We start from the raw sequence: 19557 nt of genomic DNA, 5'->3' as shown, positions 1-19557 counted from the left end.
ACACTGCCCTCATACTGATTGCAAATGGCAAAAGGAGACGTAGATAATTTTATAACACTTTAAAATAATTATATATTTTAATCAGGAATAAGAATTATTTATCATTCTTCTCCACACGCACCCACCTGTTGCAAAATTGCAACAAATCAAAAAACAATATTTTATCATTAAAAATAAGTATGTTATATAAAAGCAGAGCAACCAACCTGTGCAAAAAAACACACACCCAATAGCTGGCTGTGCATTTTTACACAACCACCAATATTCATCCCCAAAAAAAGAACGCCAGGGCCTTGTGGTCCTGGCGCTTGATTCCATAAAAATACAACAAATTCAGCACTAAGAAGCAATTTTTCTCAAGTGCTCCATCTTTGCTTCATCAAGCTTTGCGCCTTCCAGTTCATACTGGCGGCCAAGGTAGCCATACTTGGGCTGCCCCATACGGTGGTAGCCTAACAGTTCGTACTGGATATTGGGACGCCGGGGAATTGATTCGCGGATAGCCAGGATATCGTCTTCAATGTCATTGAATCCGGGTATCACCGGGGTACGTGCAAGTATGGGCAACTGGGGAAAGTCCTCGCACACTCGTGCAAAATTGCGCAAAATCAGCATATTATCCACGCCCGTATGCTTTTTGTGCTGCACAGGGTCAAGGCTCTTTATGTCAAAAATCAGCTTGTTCAGGTGCTTGCAGGCCTCATGCAGATGCTCGTAGGGATAGCAGCCGCAGGTTTCGATGGTGGTATTGATGTGATGTTTGCGGGCCTCGCGCAGCAGAGCATTGGCAAATTCGTGCTGCATGAGGGCCTCGCCGCCGGAGAGTGTCATGCCGCCGCCGGAACGGTGATAAAAAACGCCGTCCTCTTCAACTTTATCAAGCACCTGCCGCACAGACATGGTTTCGCCATATACGCTCTGCGCGCCCGAGGGGCAGGCGCGCACACAGGCAAAGCATTCGCTGCACTTGCTGCGGTCATGCGCGATCAGGCCATCCACAAGGCTGAGCGCGCCCGAAGTACAGGCATTGAGGCAGCGCCCGCAAACCTGGGCAGTAAGGCAGCGCGAAGGATTGAAGGCATGCTCGGGATGGAGATTCTGCGATTCGGGGTTACTGCACCAGCGGCAACGCAGAGGACAGCCCTTAAGAAAAACCAGGGTACGGATACCTTCGCCATCGTGCACGCTGAACTTCTGTATATTAAAAACAACACCTTGTACTTGTGCGTCAGTCATGGGGTCATCCTTGGTGTGCGGCCAGCCCTGGCGCGCCGTTTGAGTAAATTCAAAAGGGGAAGGGATTGCTCCCCTCCCCCCGGAGCGTTGGCAAGGTCAACGCGGTCAGAAATCAGGAACAGATGGCGGGCTTGCACTCTGTTAAACGGCTGATGTCTGCGCTGAAAATTTGCGGGAGGGGACTTGCCCCCTCCCCTGACGGTCTGTTTGTTTGAGGGTTTTGGAGAGTATCGCTGCGAGGGGCCTTTGGTATCCGGCAAGAAACTTGACGCAGTCCGGCAAAAGCCCCTCGCGGCGATATATTTAGAACTGGGCGTGCTCGGTGCGGTCGATGATGTCGTTCTGCAGATCGCGGGAAAGATCGCAGAAATACGCGCTGTACCCTGCAATGCGCACCAGCAGGCTGCGGTAGTTGTCGGGTTCTTTCTGGGCGTTGAGCAGGGTCTGCCTGTTCACGATGTTGAACTGCAGGTGCCACAGCTTGAGGTCGCACCAGGTGCGGATAAGGTTCACGATCTTCTCGGTGCCTTCATCGCCGGAAACGCACTTGGGCGACAGCTTGATGTTCAGCAGGCGGGAAGCGCGGTTGGTCATGCCGTAGTTCTTGGAATGGTAGTTGGAAAGCAGAACCGCGGTGGGGCCGTTCTTGTCCGCGCCGTGCGAAGCGGAAGAACCGTCGGAAAGCGCAGTCCAGGCATGGCGACCGTTGGGCGTGGCGGAAACCACCTTGCCAAAGGGCACATGCGAGGTGATGGGCACGTAGCGTACGTCCACATGCACGCCGCGATCGCGGGAGCTCTTTTCGGCTTCCACCTGGGTCACGCGGTCAACGTCCTTGGCAATGCTGTCCACATAGGGATCGTTGTTGCCGTAGCAGGGGGCGTTGCGCAGCATTTCGCGCACGGGTTCGGCGCCCTTGAAGTCGGCCTTGCAGGCTTCCACCACTTCTTTCATGGTCAGGCGTTTTTCTTCAAACACCAGCTTTTTGATGGCGGCAAGGGAGTCCACCACGGTGCCGTAGCCCAGGAATTCAAAGTAGGAGTAATCCACGCCGCCGGGGATCTTTTCGCAGTGCAGATCCATGAGGTTTTCCATGCACAGGTTGTGCAACACGGAAGAAAGCGGCGCGGCAAAGTGCTGCGGGCGCAGCTTGTCCACCACATGCTGCTGCTGGAAGGCCTTGCGCAGCAGGTTGAGGTGCTGGGCCTTGTAGGCTTCGTAAAAGTCTTCCCAGCTCTTGAAGGTGGTCGCTTCGCCCGTTTCAAGGCCCACGACCTCATCGCCGTAGTGCTGCATGCGGCCATTGTACATGGTCATTTCAAGGGCGGTGGCAAAGTTCACGTACACGCAACCGGAGGTATAGGTATCGCGGTTGGGCATGCGGGTTTCGGTGCAGCCGGAAACGGCGTAGTCCAGAGCTTCGTTGACCGGGCAGCCCTTGATGGTGTTGAGGAACACCACTTCTTCATCGTTGATGAGCTTGGGGAAGCCGGAGCCGTCCTTGATGGTCAGGGCCACTTCGCGCAGGAAGCGTTCGGGCGAACGGGAGTGGATGCGCGCGGCAAGGTCGGGGTAGTTGAGCGGGAATTCGCGCTTGGATTCAAGGAACAGGTAGGTCAGATCGTTGGTGGCGTCTTCGCCATCGGGGGTCTGGCCGCCGATGGTCACGGCTTCCCAGTGAGCATAGCCTTCCTGAAATTCAACGCCCGTGGGGTTGATGTACAGGTCGATGAACTGGGCCATGTCCACCCACATGCATTCGAGCAGTTCCTTGGCTTCTTCGCGGCTGATGATGCCTTCTTCAATGTCCTTTTTGTACAGGGGGTACAGGTACTGGTCCATACGGCCATTGGAGATGATGGCGCTGGCCTTCTGCTCAATGCGCGAGAACATCTGCACAAACCACTGGCACTGCATGGCTTCGCGGAAGCTGCGGGCAGGGTGTGCGGGCACGTGATCGCAGGTTTCGGCGATCTGGAGCAGCTCGGCCTTGCGCTTGGGGTCACCTTCCTTGGCGGCAAGTTCGCGGGCCAGATCGGCGTGGCGCTTGGCCCAGATCATGATGGAGTCGCACACGATGATCATGGCTTCGAGGAAGGGCTTCTTGTCCCACAGATCAACGGAGTTGGTCAGATCAAGGGTGGCAAGCTTTTCGCGGGCTTCTTTCTGAATATCGAGGAAGCCGCGCTTGATGACCTTTTCGTAGTCCGGCACCCACTGAAGGGCCGAGCGGTAGGACGAGGTTTCGCTTACCACGAACTTGGACTTGAGGCCGCGTTCGTCCACATAGGTGACGTTGCGGATTTCGGCAGGCAGGGTCTTGTTGAGGTGTTCATGGTAGGTCTTGCCTTCCCAGTAGGGGGCGATCTCTTCCATAACAACCTTGATGTCTTCCTGCGAAATCTGGAAGGGGCTCTTGTCGCGGTGCTCAAGGTCGGCCAGCACTTCGCGGTAAAAGTCGCCGTCGATTTCAGGATACAGAATGCCGTAACGGCCAAACTTGCCCACGCGGCCAGCAATAAGCTGGTTGGGGGTAATGTATACGGTGATTTTTTCGGCCACGTTTTTCAGGGCCTTGGCCCAGCGCAGGGTCAGCAGTTCACCTTCGGTTTCGCGCATGGATTCGGTGAAATACTTGGCGCGCTCAACGTCCACATGGGGAAGGCTGAACTGGTTCTGTTCCAGAATGCCGTAAACGCGCTCGCGCCCTTTACGGTCAACGCTTTTATTGACAACGCGTTCTTCCTGGGGGGACATGCAGCAACCGCACTGACTCATGATGAAACTCCTGAATGGTGATTATGTTCAAGCGAGATGCTTGTGATATTCATCTCAATGACCACATAAGAGCATCATCCGTGCCATTATATTTAACTATATGTAATATTTATATTTTTTAAAAATATCTCCAAAATTCCAGAAACCATCATCAATTCTCATTGTTGCAAATTTACAACATATTTTTTATAACATACTTAATTTACAATATAATTTAAAAAAGTGTTTTTTTGCAACAGTGCAAAAAAACACTTTTTCACAATCTCACCTTTTTGCCATCGCTTGTACTGCGCATACCGCCCGTTCACCCACTACAGGCATATCCCTCCCAGACAAAAAATGTAACTGCGTGGTTACTTATGCGAGCTGACAATGACTTCAACCACACTTTCGATATTAATATTTGCAGATTAAATTAACTTATATTTACGCGACCAATTTGACTCATAAAATTTTTTACTTCAATATCCTGTTTATTATAAGATAATTATTTCAAAAAGTTGAGAAGCTTGATATCAAATATAGTTTATTGTAGCGTATAAATTGAGAAGCCATCATCGCATTCATTTCAAGGGAATCTGATATGCTCAAGAAGTACTATACAGAATCAACGGACAGAAACAAATTTGATAAAACCTTCTCACGCGCAGAGTTAAAATTACTCTCTCTCGTTGTTATTTCCATAATAATAACTGCGGCGTTGATAACTTCAATTTTCTATTATTACAGAAATCTTGATTTAAAACTCATAACAACCATGAGGTCAGACGCCATTTTTTCTCTCTTGCTTGACCGCATACCGCCAGAAAACTTCACTGCAATTTATGATGATAAAGATGAGGATTCGCACCTTTACAATGAGGTGCAGCAAGAGCTTGACGATGTTCGTAAAATAACCGCCGTCAGGTATCTCTACACGGCAAAGCGCAATTCTGAAGGCAATGCCATATATGTTGTTGATGGCCTGCCACGGGATTCAGAAGATTTTCGTGCCTGCGGTTCGCCCATAGAAGCCGAAATTCTCCCCGCTGTGAACAGATGTCTGGATGGTGATGTTTTTCATGGAACAGAAATCCTTAATACATCATGGGGCATGATTATTCCGTCTTGCGAACCGATCAAGAACAACGGAGTCACGGTTGGCGCTCTTGTTATCGAATTTGACGGAGAATATTTTGCTGAAAATACCGCAAGCTCCCAGCGGTATTACATCATTGCTTCCATTTGCGTTGCCATTGGCGTTGGCTTTGTGGCCATTGTGCTGATTCGCAGCTTTTCCATTCCGCTCTATCAATGGCTCGCATATACAGATTTGCTCACAGGCGCAATGAACCGCAACGCCTTTGAACTGGCTACCCACAAGCTGCACGGTACAGAGCAACAAAAAAACATAACCGTGGTGTCGTGCGACCTGAACAAACTTAAAGCCATCAACGACCAGTTTGGTCACTCGGCTGGCGATGAACACATCAGGGCCCTTGCCCAGCTTCTTATGAAAAATTTCAGGACTCAGGGCTCAACATACCGCATTGGCGGTGATGAATTTGTTACATTACTGTTCAACGCCAGCCTGGACGCAACAGAAAAAAAGGTTGCTGAAATTTGCGTGGAGGCACGACAAGTTACCATTGGAAACTTCTGCCTGTGCTTTTCGTACGGCATTGCGCAATTTGACCCGGAGCAGGATGACAGCATTGACGACACCATTTCGCGGGCAGACGTTAGGATGTACCATTACAAGTGCGCAAAAAGAGAAGCTGAGTCTGCCAAGACCATAATCTGAGACCCCAAGCGCATGCGCACCCGCAAAAGAAATCAGGCGGCCTACCCTGCCCCGTAATTACATTCGGGAGCAGCGCGGCCGCCTGACGCTGGCGAGAGTAGCCGCAGCTTCTACAGCATTTCAATAAACGCTTCTATGCGAACCTTGAGCTGTTCCGTATCCGTTTCAGAGTAGTCTGTTTCGATTTGCAGGAAGGGCAACTGCAAGGAATCCTGAACAAATTTCTTGAGAGAGGACGATTCCACCGCATAAGTCTGGCAGCCCTGCCATGTCAGATCAAGCACAGCATCCACCGCGAAATCTGCCGCCAGTTCACGGATGGCCTCGTAGCGGCGCGGATTGGGCGACATGACGGCACAGGGCACATCCAGATAACGGCGGGCCATCTCGGTCAGCGGGTCGCCCTGCTCATCCATCATCACGCGGGTTTTCTTGTAGCCGGAGCAGTTATCAAGGCAGACCACGCTGCCGCCACATTCTTCAATCAGGCGCACAACCTTGTGCGACCCCATGCCCACAGGAACGCCCGTCAGCAGTATGCGCGGCGCGCTCGCGGCAACGCCTGTCTGCCCCGCATCGGCCATTTTGCCCAGATCGTCCGCCAGTTCCAGCATCATGGAGATGCCTTTTTCCTTGTCGGGGAAGAAGGACGTTTTGAACCCGATTTCCAGCAGCTCCATGCCCGTAATGGGCGAGGGTTTGCGCTTTGCCAGATCCATAACTGCCTTGAGGGCCATGCGTTCGCGGTTCATGAGCTTGATGGCGTCGCGCAGTTTCTGCTCTGTGATGGATACGCCAAATTCTTTTTCCAGATAGGCGATGAGCAGCTCAAACTGATGCCGCCAGTATGCAAGGGCGTCATCATTCTGCACCTGGGGCAGTTGCAGCAGAAAAACGGGTTTGTAGGCTGCAAGCAGCTCGTACATTTTCTTTTTGCCGTCACAGGTGGTGTCGGCCACAACCACATCTGCCGCGCTCAGGTAGGGGCAACTGTCTTTAAGCGCAAAGCCGAAGCTGCTCTTGATGAGCGGACAAAGGGCGCGGGGCAGCATTTCTTCTGCCGCAGGGATGGAATCGTTGCGGGTGCCGCACAAGGAAACCGGAATGGCCCCTGCGGCCACCGCTATTTCAGAAGGGCTGTACAGGCAGTACTGGCCCACAACTTTTTTACCTTCCCTCTTGGCCTCCTGCACTGCCAGAGCGTTTTTTTCAAAAGCGGTAATAATGCGGTCAAAGCTGGCACACTTCATGATGCTTTCCTTCCTTGCGAGGTTATTGAGGTTATCGCTGTGTATTGAGAGCGCGGTCTTTTTTCGCGCACAAATCTGCGGCAATCAGGGCCGCCCCCAGCGCACCCACAGTCTGCGGGTCGTGCGGCACCTGAACGGGCAGGCCGAATTCGTCTGAAAGTATGGCGGCAAAGGCGGGGCTGGTTGCCAGACCGCCAGTAAATACGCATTCCCCCTGCATGGGGATGCGCCGGGCAAGGGCGCACATTCTGCGGGCAATGGCGCGGAACACCCCTGCTGCTATATCTTGCGGCGGCGTGCTGCGGGCCAGCAGGCCCACAATCTCTGTTTCTGCAAACACAGCGCACATGCTTGAGATGGCCACAGGCTTGCCAGTGGCGGCTGCCTTGCCCAGCTCGTCCAACGGCATGTTCAAAATACCCGAGAGCACCTGCAAAAAACGTCCGGTGCCTGCCGCGCACTTGTCGTTCATCAAAAAATCGCGCACTGCGCCCGGCTTGCTGGCGGATTTGAGCACGCCCAAACTGGCCGTGCCGCCAGCTGCATCCAGACTGCCCGCATCCAGATTGGCCGCTTCCGATTCACGCGGGATATCCAGGCTTATTACCTTGCTATCCTGCCCGCCGATATCGAGCACAAGCCCCACGCGGGGAAAAAGATGCGCAGCGCCCCGTGCGTGGCAACTGATCTCCGTAACCGTTTTGTCTGCAAAAGGCAGGGCAATGCGCCCGTAACCCGTGGCAGTGACATGCCTCAGGTCGTTGCGCGCCATTGCGGCAGCCTCGCAGGCATTGTTGAGCGCAAATTCGCCCGCCTCGGCGGTATTCCAGCCTGTGGGCAGCACTGCCCGCCCGGCAATCTGCGAGCCGCCGTTGGGCAGCAGCTCAAGCACAACGGCCTTTGCAGCCACAGAACCCACATCAATTCCAGCTACATACATAGCGCATACTCCTGATCGTACCCATTGCTGCGGTACAAAAACGCAAAACAAAACCCGCCGCACAGCGCAAGGCTGTGGAGCGGGCAATATGACAAAAGCGCCAGCAGCGCAGTGCTGCAAGACGGTCAATACAATGGAAAGCTTCGGCAACTAAACTGCTACATGGGGAAACGTGGGGAGATATGGAACAAGAGCAGGAGTACGGCAGGCAATAAAAAAGCCCCCGCTTCCTGCCTAGGCTATGGGAAGGGGAAACAGGCGGGCGCGGACACGCCACCTCGAATGAGGGCCTCCAACCTGAAGGCGCTGATGCTGTCATGACCCGCCGCCCTTAAAGACAGGCAGGACACGACAAGCGCTATAAAAAAACACAGGATACCTTGCTGTTGCAGATGCCGCCGACATGATTCGGCCTAAAGTTGTATATCAAGTTAGCGTAAGGGCATCAGCTTGTCGATAGGGATGCACACGGCATTGAGTAATTGCACCACTGTCTGCTTTAGAATGCTGCAATCAAGGTATTCAGTGGGGTCTCAGGCCGTAACGGTAGCACCGCGCTGATGAAAAATTCGATTCGTGCACAAGAAGAATTATCTGAAGTTTTTTACACCACACATGTGGGCAAAACGCATCAGCAGAGGGCAAGACAACTCCAGTATTATCTTTATATTTTGACATGTTAAACTATTGGCTCAAACTTTGCTTTAAGCTAACATGCTGCGAGATTTTTAGCTATTGATACCAGATCAACTCGCTCATGAACGTGTCTTTTTGCCGACCGGCGTCGGCTTGACGTACACGCGGGAATATCCCCGCACCAAGGAACAGGGCTTAATTTCACCTGAATTATCAAACAATTGAGTGCCGTTATGAAAGAACTTCTCCCCTTTGTGGCAATGGTAACGTGCTTTAACGAACAGGAAGAAATCGACTACGCGGCTGTACGCCGCCAGGTGCGCAGGCAGATTGACGCGGGCAACAACCTCCTCGTCAACGGCACCAACGGCGACTTCACCAGCCTGACCTTTCCTGAAAAAATCAAGCTGTGTGCGGAAGTTCTTGACGAAGTGCAGGGCAAGGTAAAGGTATTTGTCAACGCTGGCTGCCCTTCTACCTACGAAACCATCCTTCTGGGCAAGGAATTTGTCTCTCTGGGCGTGGACGCCCTGGCTATCATCACGCCCTACTTCATCGGCTGCACCCAGGATGGTCTTTTCGGCCATTTCTCGCGCGTTGCGGACGCCATGCAAAAGCCCACCTACCTTTACGACATCCCTGCGAGAACGCAGAACCATATTGAGCCGGAAACCGCCGCTAAGCTTGCGGATCACCCCAACATTCACGGCATCAAGGACAGCGGCGGCAGCCAGAAAACCCTTGATGAATACCTCGCCATCGCCCGTGGCCGCGATGATTTTGACGTGTTCACCGGGCCGGATTCCCTCATCCACTACGGCCTCACCCAAGGCGCCAAGGGCTGCATTTCCGGCCTCGGCAACGTGATGCCCCATGTGGTCAACGGCATTTGCAAAGAATACGAAAAGGGCGACATCGCCGCCTCCGTGGCACAGCAGGAAATCTTCACCGCTTTCCGCACCGATCTTTACGCTCTGGGTTACGCCCCGGCCATGGTCAAGCGCTCGCTCTACCTTATGGACAAGAGCGTTGGCGCAAGCCGCCAGCCCGCGCTCATTCCTACGCCTGAGCTGGACGCTAAAATCAAAGCCCTGCTTATCAAACACAATATCATCGGGTAAGGGCGCATATGAGCACTGTTATCGTCACGACTTCTCCCGGTTTTGCCACAGTGGGCAAGGTTCCTTCCTTTATTGAAGAAAAAGGCTGGAAGCTGCACCGCTGCGTGGACACGAGCCGCCCGCTCGGCGGGGTACTGGATTTTGCAGCAGACGCGGACTTTCTGGTGGTGGGCCTTATTCCCGCCACTGCCGAGCTCATGGACAAATTGCCCAAGCTCAAGGCCATTCTCAAGCACGGCGTCGGCGTGGACAATATCGACATCCCCGCCGCCACCACGCGCAAAATTCCCGTGCTGAACGCTCCCGGAGCCAATTCCAACGCTGTGGCAGAGCTTGCCATTGGCGGTATGCTCAGTTTTGCCCGCCGCATCCCCATGATGCACAGAACCATGGTTGAAGGCGGCTGGCAGCGCATTGTGGGCACAGAAATTGATGAAAAAACCCTTGGCGTGGTGGGGCTTGGCAACATTGGCAAGGTGCTGGCACGCAAGGCCAGAGCCCTGGGCATGCGAGTGCTGGCTTCCGACCTCTACCCCGACACGGCTTTTGCGCAGGAACACGGCATTGAACTTACCGATATGGACACCCTGCTGGCCGAGGCGGACTATATTTCCCTGCACGTGTTTGGCGGCAAGGACAACGCCCACCTCATCGGCGCGCAGCAGATAGCGATGATGAAACAAAGCGCCTGCGTCATGAACTATGCGCGCGGCGAGATTCTGGACATGGACGCGCTGGCCGCAGCCATTGAAAATGGAAAAATTGCCGGTGCGGTCATTGACGCCTACACCAGCGAGCCGCCGGACAGATCACACCCCATTTTCAAAAGCGACAGGGTTGTGTTCACCCCCCACTCCGGTGCGGACACCAAAGAATCCGTGGCCCGTGTGGGCATGATGAACGTTACGGACATTGCGTCCCTTCTGGCAGGGGAACACCCCTCCAGAGTGCTGAACCCGGAAGTATTTGCATAATCAGGAAAACCTATGCGCCCCAAGTATGCCAAGCTCGTTGAACATGTGGAAATCCCGCGCATGGCTCTTGCTCGTCAGACGTTCAGCGCTGTTGACGTGGACGATCCTGCCCATGCCGTGCACGAAGCGCTGGCTGCGTCGCCCCATCTTTCCGGCCTGAAAAAAGGCATGCGCGTGGCGCTCACGGTTGGCAGCCGTGGCATTGCCAGCCTGCCACAACTGGTGCGGGCCATTGTGGACGAATTGCACGAGAGGGGCGTTCAACCGTTTATTGTCCCCGCCATGGGAAGCCATGGCGGGGCCACGGCAGAAGGCCAGATTGCCGTGTTGCGCCACCTTGGCGTGACAGAAGAAACCGCAGGCTGCCCTATTTGCTCCAGCATGGAAACCGTGGAAGTGGGCGTGCTTGAAAACGGCATGTCCGTACGCATAGACAAACTGGCTTACGAAGCCGACGGCATAGTGCTGTTTAACCGCATCAAGCCGCACAGCGCCTTTCGCGCTCCCAACGAAAGCGGCCTGATAAAAATGCTCGCCATTGGCCTTGGCAAACAATCTGGCGCGGACAACTGCCACGCCTGGGGCTTCTGCTACATGGGCCGTTTTATTGTTGAAATGGCGCGCGTAAAGTTGGCTACCTGCAAGGTTCTGTTCGGTATTGGCGTTCTTGAAAACGCATATGACCGCCTTTCAAAGGTTGTGGTTCTGCCCTGCGAAGGCATGGTCGAAAAAGAACGCGAATACCTTGCCGAGGCCATGCGCAACATGCCCCGGCTTCCGCTCGGTCCTCAGGATGCGCCCCTTGCTTCCGGCCCTCTTGATGTGCTGATTGTGGACTACGTGGGCAAGGAATTTTCGGGCAGCGGCATGGATCCCAACATTACAGGCCGTCCGTCAACCAAGGCTATCAGCGGCGGCCCGGACGTTTCGCGCATTGTGGTTCTGGATGTGACGGACAAAAGCGAAGGCAACGCAACAGGCGTTGCGCGGGCGGATGTTATCACCGACCGCCTCTTCAACCGCTTCAGCCGTGAGGCCGTGTATACCAACTCCCTCACATCCGGGGTGCTTATTGCGGCATCCCTGCCCCTTGCCATGCCGGACGACAAAAGCGCCATTCAAGCTGCGGTGAAAACGTGCGAATCGCACCACCCGGATGCGCTCAAGATCATCCGCATCCCCAATACGCTGCATCTGGAATATCTCTATGTTTCAGAGGCCATGCTGCCCGAGCTGCAAAACAGGCCGGGTATAAACATTCTTACGGAACCGGCCCCCATGCGCTTTGACGCGCAGGGAACCTTGCTGGATCAGTGGCCCCAAAAGCCGCAATCAGGCCACGCGCAGTAGTTTGTTGAGGTTTTTTCTTCCCCCTTTGTCTTCATTCAGGAGAACGTATGCATAACTACATGAAAGTGTTAGGAATTAGCGTCATTTGTCTCCTCCTTGGATTTGGTCAGGCTTTCGCCAAGGGCGACACCCTCACCGTGGGCGTAACCCAGACCCCCAAGACCCTTGATCCGCAGGCCACATCAGACGCTGGCTCGCAAAACATCGACATGCAGATTTATGAAACGCTGGTCACCATGGACAAGGACAACAACCTTGTTCCCATGCTGGCTGAAAAATGGGAGGCCTTGCCGGACAAGGTTTCCTACAAGTTCCACTTAAAGAAAGGTGTTAAATTCCACAATGGTGAAACCATGACCGCAGACGACGTGGTGTTCACCTTTAAACGCGCTTTAAGCCCTGCTGGCGTGGCGGTCAAAGCTCTGTCCATGTATGTGGCCGACGTGGAAAAAGTGGACGACAACACAGTTATCATGAAGGCTTCCCAGCCCATGGGCGATACCTTTGTTGTGTCGCTCTGCCATCCCTGGGCTTCCATCATGAACAAAAAGGCTGTGGAAAGCGCAGGCAAGGACTACGGGCAAAACCCCGTGGGTACAGGCCGCTTTGCTTTCAAAAACTGGGTTATCGGCGACCGGGTTCAGCTTGAACGCTTTGACGCCTATCATGGTGAAAAAGCAAAGCTCAAGAACCTTGTGTACCGCACCATCGTTGAAGCTTCGAGCCGCACCATCGAGCTGGAAAGCGGCGCAGTGGATATGATCATGGACCCCGCGCCCAACGACATCAGCCGCATCAAGGACAACGCCAAGCTTGAGGTTGTTTCCGTTCCTTCCTGCCGCCTGTACTACATCGGCCTTGATGTCACCCATCCCCCTTACGACAACCTCAAGGTTCGTCAGGCCATGAATCTGGCCGTTGACCGCGCGGGCATCGTCAAGATCGTGTTCCGCGGCAATGCGGAACCTGCGCGCGGCCCCGTCACCAGCGCCATCAAGTACAACAAATACAACGAAACCGCCCCCATCAAAAAAGATCCCGCCAAGGCCAAGGAATTACTGAAGGAAGCCGGTTTCCCCAATGGCTTCAAGGGCAAACTGCTTATTTCCGACCGCACGGACTACACGAATATCGCCACCATTCTTCAGGCCAACTTCAAGGAAGTCGGCATTGATATGTCCATTGAAGTGTTTGAATGGGGCACCTTCCTCGATGTTATCCGCAAGCAGGGCCATGAGCCCTTCCTGAACAACTGGTGGGGCGGCGCGCCCGCCATGGATCCTTTTTTCCTCATGACGCCTCCGTTCCACTCCTCTGCCATCGGGCAGACCAACCGCCACTATTTCAAGGACGCCGTTGTTGACGCCTCCCTTGACGCGGGTGCTTCCCTGCCTGACGGCCCGGAACGCGCCGCCGTCTACCAGAAGGCCTGGGACCGCATCAACGAGGAACTGCCCTGGATTTCCATGGTGCAGCCGCTGAACCTTTACGCGCAGACCAAGGGACTTAAAGGTATTGACCATTCGCCGAGCATCCTGAACTACCTGGGCAAAGCCTATTTTGAATAATGCATTCCCCGTGTCCCCTCCGCCTCTTGCAGGCGGAGGGGAGGAGGATCGATCATGATAAGATATCTGTGCAAAAGACTGCTGGCCATCATTCCTGTGGGGCTGGGCGTTACGTTCATCATCTTTTCGCTGCTCTACATCACCCCAGGCGACCCGGCACGGCTGGCGCTGGGCGAAGACGCCACAGAAGAAGCCCTCATGGAATGGCGGCACGAATACGGTCTTGATCGCCCCTTCATCACCCGGTACGGCCTCTTTGTGTACAATGCCGTGGTTCATCAGGACATGGGCAGGTCATACATGACCCGCCGCCCTGTGACCGGCGAACTGAACAATGCCTTTCCCATCACCATCGACCTTTCCATCGGCGCCATCATCATCGCCACGGCCCTTGGCCTTGGCTTTGGCATCATCTGCGCCATAAAACAATATTCCATTTTTGATAACGTCTGCATGATTTTTGCCATGCTGGGCATTTCCGTACCGCTCTTCTACCTTGGCATTCTGCTCATACTCTGGTTTTCTGTACGGTTACGATGGCTGCCTTCATCCGGTTTCACCACGTTCAGTGAAAAAATACTCCCGTGGATTACGCTTGCGGCCAATTCCATGGCCATCATCACACGCATGACGCGTTCAAGCATGCTTGAGGTCATCCATTCGGATTACGTGCGCACAGCCCGCGCCAAGGGACAGAAAGAAAGCATTGTTATTCTGCGGCATGCGCTGAAAAACGCCCTTATCCCCATTATTACTATTGTGGGCATTCAGTTCGGCTTTTTGCTGGGCGGTTCCATCCTCACGGAATCGGTGTTTTCCATTCCGGGTGTGGGGCGTCTGGCGGTGGATGCCATCAAGGCGCGCGACTACCCCATTGTGCAGGGCGCTGTGGTCTACATTGCCATTTCATACGTATTCATCAACCTGCTGGTTGATATGCTTTACGCATGGGTTGATCCGCGCCTGCGCACGCGATACCGCTGACGCACGCCGGGCGGATGTTCATTTTCAACGACAGATCAATCACAAGGAACGCCCATGGCTCTGATCCGCAAAAACAGCAATCTGTACCTCACGCTTGTGCGGCTGTGCCGCAACCGGCTGGCCGTTTTCGGGCTTGTTATCATGCTGCTGCTTGTCATTGTGGCCGCATTCGCCCCCTGGATCGCCCCCTATGACTACGCGGCGCAAAACCTCTCTGATGCCTTTGAACCGCCCTGCGCCAAATACTGGCTGGGCACGGACGACTTTGGCCGCGACATACTCAGCCGCCTGATATACGGCGCGCGCATTTCCCTTCAGGTGGGTCTGTTTGCCGTGTGGCTCTCCATGTGCGTGGGCGGCGTGCTTGGGGCCATTGCAGGCTACTACGGCGGCAAGGTGGACGACATCATCATGCGCTTTATGGACATCCTGCTGTCCATTCCGCAGATTCTGCTGGCCGTGACCATTGCCGCGGCGCTTGGACCTGGCCTCCTGAACCTGACCATAGCCGTGGGCATTGCCAACATCCCCAGTTTTGCCCGTGTGGTGCGCGGGGCGGTACTTTCCATCGTGGGGCAGGAATTTATTGAGGCGGCACATTGCATGGGCGCTTCCGACGCATGGATCATCGCCCGGCATATCCTGCCCAATTGCAGCGCCCCCATTATCGTTCAGGCCACCCTGCGCGTTGCCGGGGCCATATTGGCCGCTGCCGCGCTGAGCTTTCTGGGCCTGGGCATTCAGCCGCCCACGCCCGAATGGGGCGGCATGCTCTCCGCCGCGCGTGGCTATGTGCGCGACTACGCCTACATGACCATTTCGCCCGGTCTGGCCATCATGATCACCATTCTGGCGCTCAACTTCCTTGGCGACGGCCTGCGCGACGCCATGGACCCGAAGATGAAGCGCTGACGGCTCACCCCTCGGCAATTGCGGCTGTCTGACACTGTAGGGTTTCACGCGGAAAAGGATTTTCATGAAAACACAGCACGAACCACTCTTGGATATCAGAAACCTGCGGGTTCGCTTCCATACAGATACAGGGCTGGTCAAGGCCGTGGAAGGCCTGAACCTTTCGCTGACAAAGGGCGAAGCCCTGGGCCTTGTGGGAGAAACCGGCGCGGGAAAAACCACCAGCGCGCTGGCCGTAATGCAGCTTATCGACATGCCGCCAGGCGAAATAACCGATGGTGAAATTCTTTTTGAAGGCAACAACATTCTTGCCATGTCGGAAGAAGAAAAAAGGCACGTCAGGGGCGGCAAAATTGCCATGATTTTTCAAGATCCCATGACTTCGCTCAATCCTGTCATGACCGTGCAGGATCAGATTGCCGAAATGGTGCTGCTGCACCAGGATGTTTCGGAAAAAGAGGCCATTGAGCGCGCCAGGGAAATGCTTGCGCTGGTGGGCATCCGCCCAGAACGCGGCCCGGATTATCCGCACCAGTTCAGCGGCGGCATGAAGCAGCGCGTGGTCATTGCCATTGCGCTGGCCTGCAACCCTGCCCTGCTCATTGCCGATGAACCCACAACAGCCCTTGACGTAACCATCCAGGCCCAGGTGCTGGAACTCATGCGCGACCTCAAGCAGAAGTTTGAATCCGCCATGATTCTTATCAGCCACGACATCGGCGTTGTAGCCGAAATCTGCGACAGCGTTGCCATCATGTACGCGGGGCGCATTGTGGAAAAGGCCGATGCGGCGGCACTGTACGACTGCCCGCTGCACCCGTATACGCAGGGCCTGTTCAGTTCCATTCCCGACCTGACCAAGGAAATGAAGCGCCTGCATACCATCCCCGGCCTGCCCCCGGATCCCACGAATCTTCCCGAGGGATGCTGCTTTGCCCCCAGATGCTGTCTTGCGGATGACGCCTGCCGTGCGCAAAGCCCAGAAATGCGCGAATTCACGCCAGGGCATTTTGTGGCCTGCTTCAAGGCTGGCAGCAAAATTATTCAGGACGATGCAGGGACAGAGGCGGTGCAGCCATGAGCCAGATGTTTTTGGAAACGCGAAACCTGAAAAAATACTTCAAGACGGCCAAGGGCTTTCTGCACGCCGTTGATGATGTAAACCTTACAATCGCCAAGGGCGAAACCCTCGGCCTTGTGGGCGAATCCGGTTGCGGCAAATCCACGCTCGGGCGTGTGATCATTCGCCTGCTTGAAGCCACGGAAGGCCAGGTGCTTTTCAACGGCGAAGACATCACGACCTTTGACAAAAAGGGCCTGCGCGGCTTTCGCCGCCGTGCCCAGATGGTGTTTCAGGATCCCTATTCTTCACTGAACCCTCGCCTTTCGATCGAGCAGCTTATTTCTGAACCCCTGCGGATTCACAAGGTGTATTCCAGCGAGCGTGAAACCGCGGCCCATGTAAAAAAACTCATGGATACGGTGGGCCTTGCCCAGCGCCTTGCCACATCATTTCCCCACGAGCTGGACGGCGGCCGCCGCCAGCGTATCGGCATGGCCCGCGCTCTTGCGCTTAATCCGGAATTTATCGTCATGGACGAGCCGGTTTCCGCGCTGGATGTCTGCATTCAGGCGCAGATTCTGAACTTGATGCAGGATCTCAAAGAAGAGTACCAGTACACCTACCTTTTCATCACCCACGACCTCAGCGTTGTGCGCCACATTTCAAACCGTATTGCCGTCATGTATCTTGGCAAGATCATTGAACTCGCAGACAGGATTGAAATGTTTTCCAACCCGCAGCACCCGTATACGCAGGCCTTGCTGTCGGCCATCCCCATTCCCAAGGTGAATATTTCGCGTAAGGGCCGCATCATTCTTGAAGGCGATGTACCTAGCCCCATCAATCCGCCCGCGGGCTGCCGCTTTTACGGACGCTGCCCTTCCCGGCAGGATCACTGCAAGACAGAAGAGCCGGAACTGAAAGAATACAGCCCCGGGCATTTTCTGGCATGCCATCATCCCGGCCCAATCAGCCGGTAAACGAACTCTGCGGTCCATTAACTCCGCCGGCAGAGACCATGGCCTGCCCGCATTGCCCGCGCAGCATCCAGCCTGTTGCGCGGGCAATGCCTTGTCTGTACAGTCCCATAATGAATACGCCATACGTGCAGGAGAATGCCCAGTGAGTACGCAAGGCCTCAGTTCCGTGCTGACGCAAAGGGATGCAACCGGCACATTGCGATGGGAGAGCGTTGTCCCCATGGCAACCAACCCCTTTCTGCTGACAGAACTCTTTCAGTTTGCCTGTTTTGGCGCATTTATTGCCATTTTCAGCCTGTGCTCCGGCGCGTGGCTCTCTGACGGCTTCATCACCATGCATGAGGTGGCCGCCGCCTTTAACATCGGCGGCATGCTGCTGGTTGGCATCATGCTTGGCTTTGTCCTGCTGTCCTTTGTATTCTTCGGCAACCGCTACTATGCTGTTTACCGCATGGATGCTGCTGGCATTTATCACGAAGGCAGCCGGGGGCATGACGAAGGCAAACGCGGCGTTTCGCTGCGCTGCAAGCCTTTTCCTGTTACTGGCGCGGTTACTCGCGTGCGCACCAAGAGCAAGCTGCTGCCCTGGCACAACGTTGACCGTTTTCAGGAAATTCCGTCCATGCGCGTGATTATTCTGCGGCGCTCATTCTGGCACATGCTGCGCCTGCACATGCCGGACGCCGAAACGTATGACGCCGTGGCAGCCTTTCTGGCCCAACGCCTCAAACAGGTTTAAGCCCATACCAATATCCCAAAAGCATATTTGAAACGCAGCAGGGGCCGCCTCTGAAAGAAGCAGCCCCTGCTATTGTTTGGCGTTCATGCAACGCCCATGCAATAAGATAAATTCAGACCAGATCAGGCCTTGGCAAGCCAGGCGGCAAGCTCAATGGAATCCAGCATGGAATCGGGGTTTGCCTTGCCCTGCCCCGCGATCTCAAAGGCGGTGCCGTGGTCGACGCTCACGCGCACAATGGGCAGGCCAAGGGTAATGTTTACCCCAGCCACTGCGCCCCACTGCCCGTTTTTTTCATCATACGTAAAGCCTTTCAGCTTGATGGGGATGTGCCCCTGATCGTGGTACATGACCACCACCAGATCAAACATGCCGCCCGCCATTTTTGAAAATACGGTATCTGGCGGCACAGGCCCGGTAACGTTCATGCCCTTTGCAACGGCATCGGCAATGGCAGGCTTGATTTCGCGCTCATCCTCAGTGCCAAAAAGCCCCCCTTCGCCGCAGTGGGGGTTAAGCCCCGCCACGCCAATACGCGGGCTGGCAATGCCCAGCTTGAGCAAGGCATCGTACGAAAGCTCGGTAACCCGCAGTACACGCTCGCGCTTTACCCTGTCGCAGGCTTCCCGCAAAGAAACATGCGTGGACACATGCGCAACGCGAAAATTCCCTTCAGCGAGCATCATGGCGTAGTCGCGCGTGCCTGTCATTTCCGCATAAATTTCCGTGTGCCCGGCATAGTGATAGCCCGCCTCATTGATGGCGGCCTTGTTGATTGGCCCGGTTACTGTGGCATCTATGTGACAGGTCATGGCAAGTTCAATGTTCTTTGCTATGTATTCAAAAGAAGCCTTGCCCTGCTGTGGGGTAACCACGCCGTAACGCACCTGATCAATGGGCATGTTGCCCATGTCCAGCACATCCACAACGCCGGGCTTGTAGATTCCCTGCTCTGGCGAAGCAACCGCGTTGACGGAAAGATTCAGGCCAGTAAAGCGCAGGGCGTCACGCACCACAGAAGCATCGCCAATGACCAGGGGGCGGCACTGCTCAAACACCTTGGGCGAGGCCAGGGCCTTCACCGTTACTTCCGGCCCGATGCCGCCGGGGTCGCCCACACTGATGCCCACGATGGGACGCGCGTTGTTCATGATGCATTCCTCTCTTAAGAACATGTCACTTTAAAATGCGGTGCGTTGCAGGCATGCAACAGCGCAATCCCACCCCTGAAAGAACATAGGTC

Annotated in this window: 15 protein-coding genes; 10 read left to right on the top strand and 5 right to left on the bottom strand. The window is 54.8% G+C overall.

Features of this window, described 5'->3' with window-relative positions; genetic code table 11:
• Window positions 1–339 precede the first annotated feature (339 nt).
• Complete coding sequence (locus RDK48_RS12695) at window positions 340–1236, bottom strand: glycyl-radical enzyme activating protein (RefSeq protein ID WP_298995399.1); 897 nt, start codon at window positions 1234–1236, stop codon at window positions 340–342.
• Between the two features lie 303 nt (window positions 1237–1539).
• Window positions 1540–4014, bottom strand: a complete 2475-nt coding sequence (locus tag RDK48_RS12690) for a glycyl radical protein (protein ID WP_298995396.1) — start codon at window positions 4012–4014, stop codon at window positions 1540–1542.
• Between the two features lie 583 nt (window positions 4015–4597).
• Between RDK48_RS12690 and RDK48_RS12685 the strand changes: the two genes are divergently transcribed.
• On the top strand, window positions 4598–5797 hold the full coding sequence (locus RDK48_RS12685; RefSeq protein ID WP_298995392.1) for a GGDEF domain-containing protein: 1200 nt from the start codon (window positions 4598–4600) through the stop codon (window positions 5795–5797).
• Window positions 5798–5907: 110 nt separating this feature from the next.
• Here RDK48_RS12685 and RDK48_RS12680 read toward each other — a convergent pair whose 3' ends face one another.
• Window positions 5908–7047: a double-cubane-cluster-containing anaerobic reductase gene (locus tag RDK48_RS12680; protein WP_298995389.1), complete on the bottom strand. Its 1140-nt coding sequence runs from the start codon at window positions 7045–7047 to the stop codon at window positions 5908–5910.
• A gap of 31 nt (window positions 7048–7078) precedes the next feature.
• Window positions 7079–7987, bottom strand: coding sequence for an acyl-CoA dehydratase activase (locus tag RDK48_RS12675; protein WP_298995384.1), 909 nt, complete (start codon window positions 7985–7987; stop codon window positions 7079–7081).
• Between the two features lie 869 nt (window positions 7988–8856).
• Here RDK48_RS12675 and RDK48_RS12670 point away from each other — a divergent pair.
• From RDK48_RS12670 to RDK48_RS12630, 9 genes are all read left to right on the top strand, one after another.
• A complete protein-coding gene (locus tag RDK48_RS12670; protein ID WP_298995381.1) occupies window positions 8857–9744 on the top strand; it encodes a dihydrodipicolinate synthase family protein in 888 nt (295 codons plus the stop codon).
• A gap of 8 nt (window positions 9745–9752) precedes the next feature.
• Window positions 9753–10718 (top strand): phosphoglycerate dehydrogenase, encoded by a 966-nt coding sequence (locus RDK48_RS12665; protein WP_298995378.1) that lies wholly within the window; start codon window positions 9753–9755, stop codon window positions 10716–10718.
• Window positions 10719–10730: 12 nt separating this feature from the next.
• A complete protein-coding gene (locus RDK48_RS12660) occupies window positions 10731–12068 on the top strand; it encodes a lactate racemase domain-containing protein (RefSeq protein WP_298995375.1) in 1338 nt (445 codons plus the stop codon).
• A gap of 47 nt (window positions 12069–12115) precedes the next feature.
• Window positions 12116–13636, top strand: a complete 1521-nt coding sequence (locus tag RDK48_RS12655; RefSeq protein ID WP_298995372.1) for an ABC transporter substrate-binding protein — start codon at window positions 12116–12118, stop codon at window positions 13634–13636.
• A 54-nt stretch (window positions 13637–13690) separates the two neighbouring features.
• The gene (locus tag RDK48_RS12650; protein ID WP_298995370.1) at window positions 13691–14620 is read left to right on the top strand and encodes an ABC transporter permease; all 930 of its coding nucleotides are present in this window, start codon (window positions 13691–13693) and stop codon (window positions 14618–14620) included.
• Between the two features lie 54 nt (window positions 14621–14674).
• Window positions 14675–15532 (top strand): ABC transporter permease, encoded by an 858-nt coding sequence (locus RDK48_RS12645; RefSeq protein WP_298995368.1) that lies wholly within the window; start codon window positions 14675–14677, stop codon window positions 15530–15532.
• A gap of 64 nt (window positions 15533–15596) precedes the next feature.
• Complete coding sequence (locus RDK48_RS12640) at window positions 15597–16613, top strand: ABC transporter ATP-binding protein (RefSeq protein ID WP_298995364.1); 1017 nt, start codon at window positions 15597–15599, stop codon at window positions 16611–16613.
• Window positions 16610–17575, top strand: a complete 966-nt coding sequence (locus RDK48_RS12635; protein WP_298995361.1) for an ABC transporter ATP-binding protein — start codon at window positions 16610–16612, stop codon at window positions 17573–17575. Before RDK48_RS12640 ends, RDK48_RS12635 begins: the two co-directional genes overlap by 4 nt.
• Before the next feature lie 142 nt (window positions 17576–17717).
• Window positions 17718–18314 carry a hypothetical protein gene (locus RDK48_RS12630; RefSeq protein ID WP_298995358.1) on the top strand — a complete coding sequence of 199 codons (597 nt, stop codon included), beginning with the start codon at window positions 17718–17720 and terminating at the stop codon, window positions 18312–18314.
• 122 nt (window positions 18315–18436) lie between these two features.
• Here RDK48_RS12630 and pdxA read toward each other — a convergent pair whose 3' ends face one another.
• On the bottom strand, window positions 18437–19465 hold the full coding sequence (gene pdxA / locus RDK48_RS12625) for a 4-hydroxythreonine-4-phosphate dehydrogenase PdxA (RefSeq protein ID WP_298995355.1): 1029 nt from the start codon (window positions 19463–19465) through the stop codon (window positions 18437–18439).
• Window positions 19466–19557: the final 92 nt, after the last annotated feature.

This window comes from uncultured Desulfovibrio sp., from assembly GCF_902477725.1.
GTDB lineage: Bacteria > Desulfobacterota > Desulfovibrionia > Desulfovibrionales > Desulfovibrionaceae > Desulfovibrio.
The sequence above is the reverse complement of the archived record's forward strand: the minus strand, read 5'-3'. Positions and strand labels throughout refer to the sequence as shown.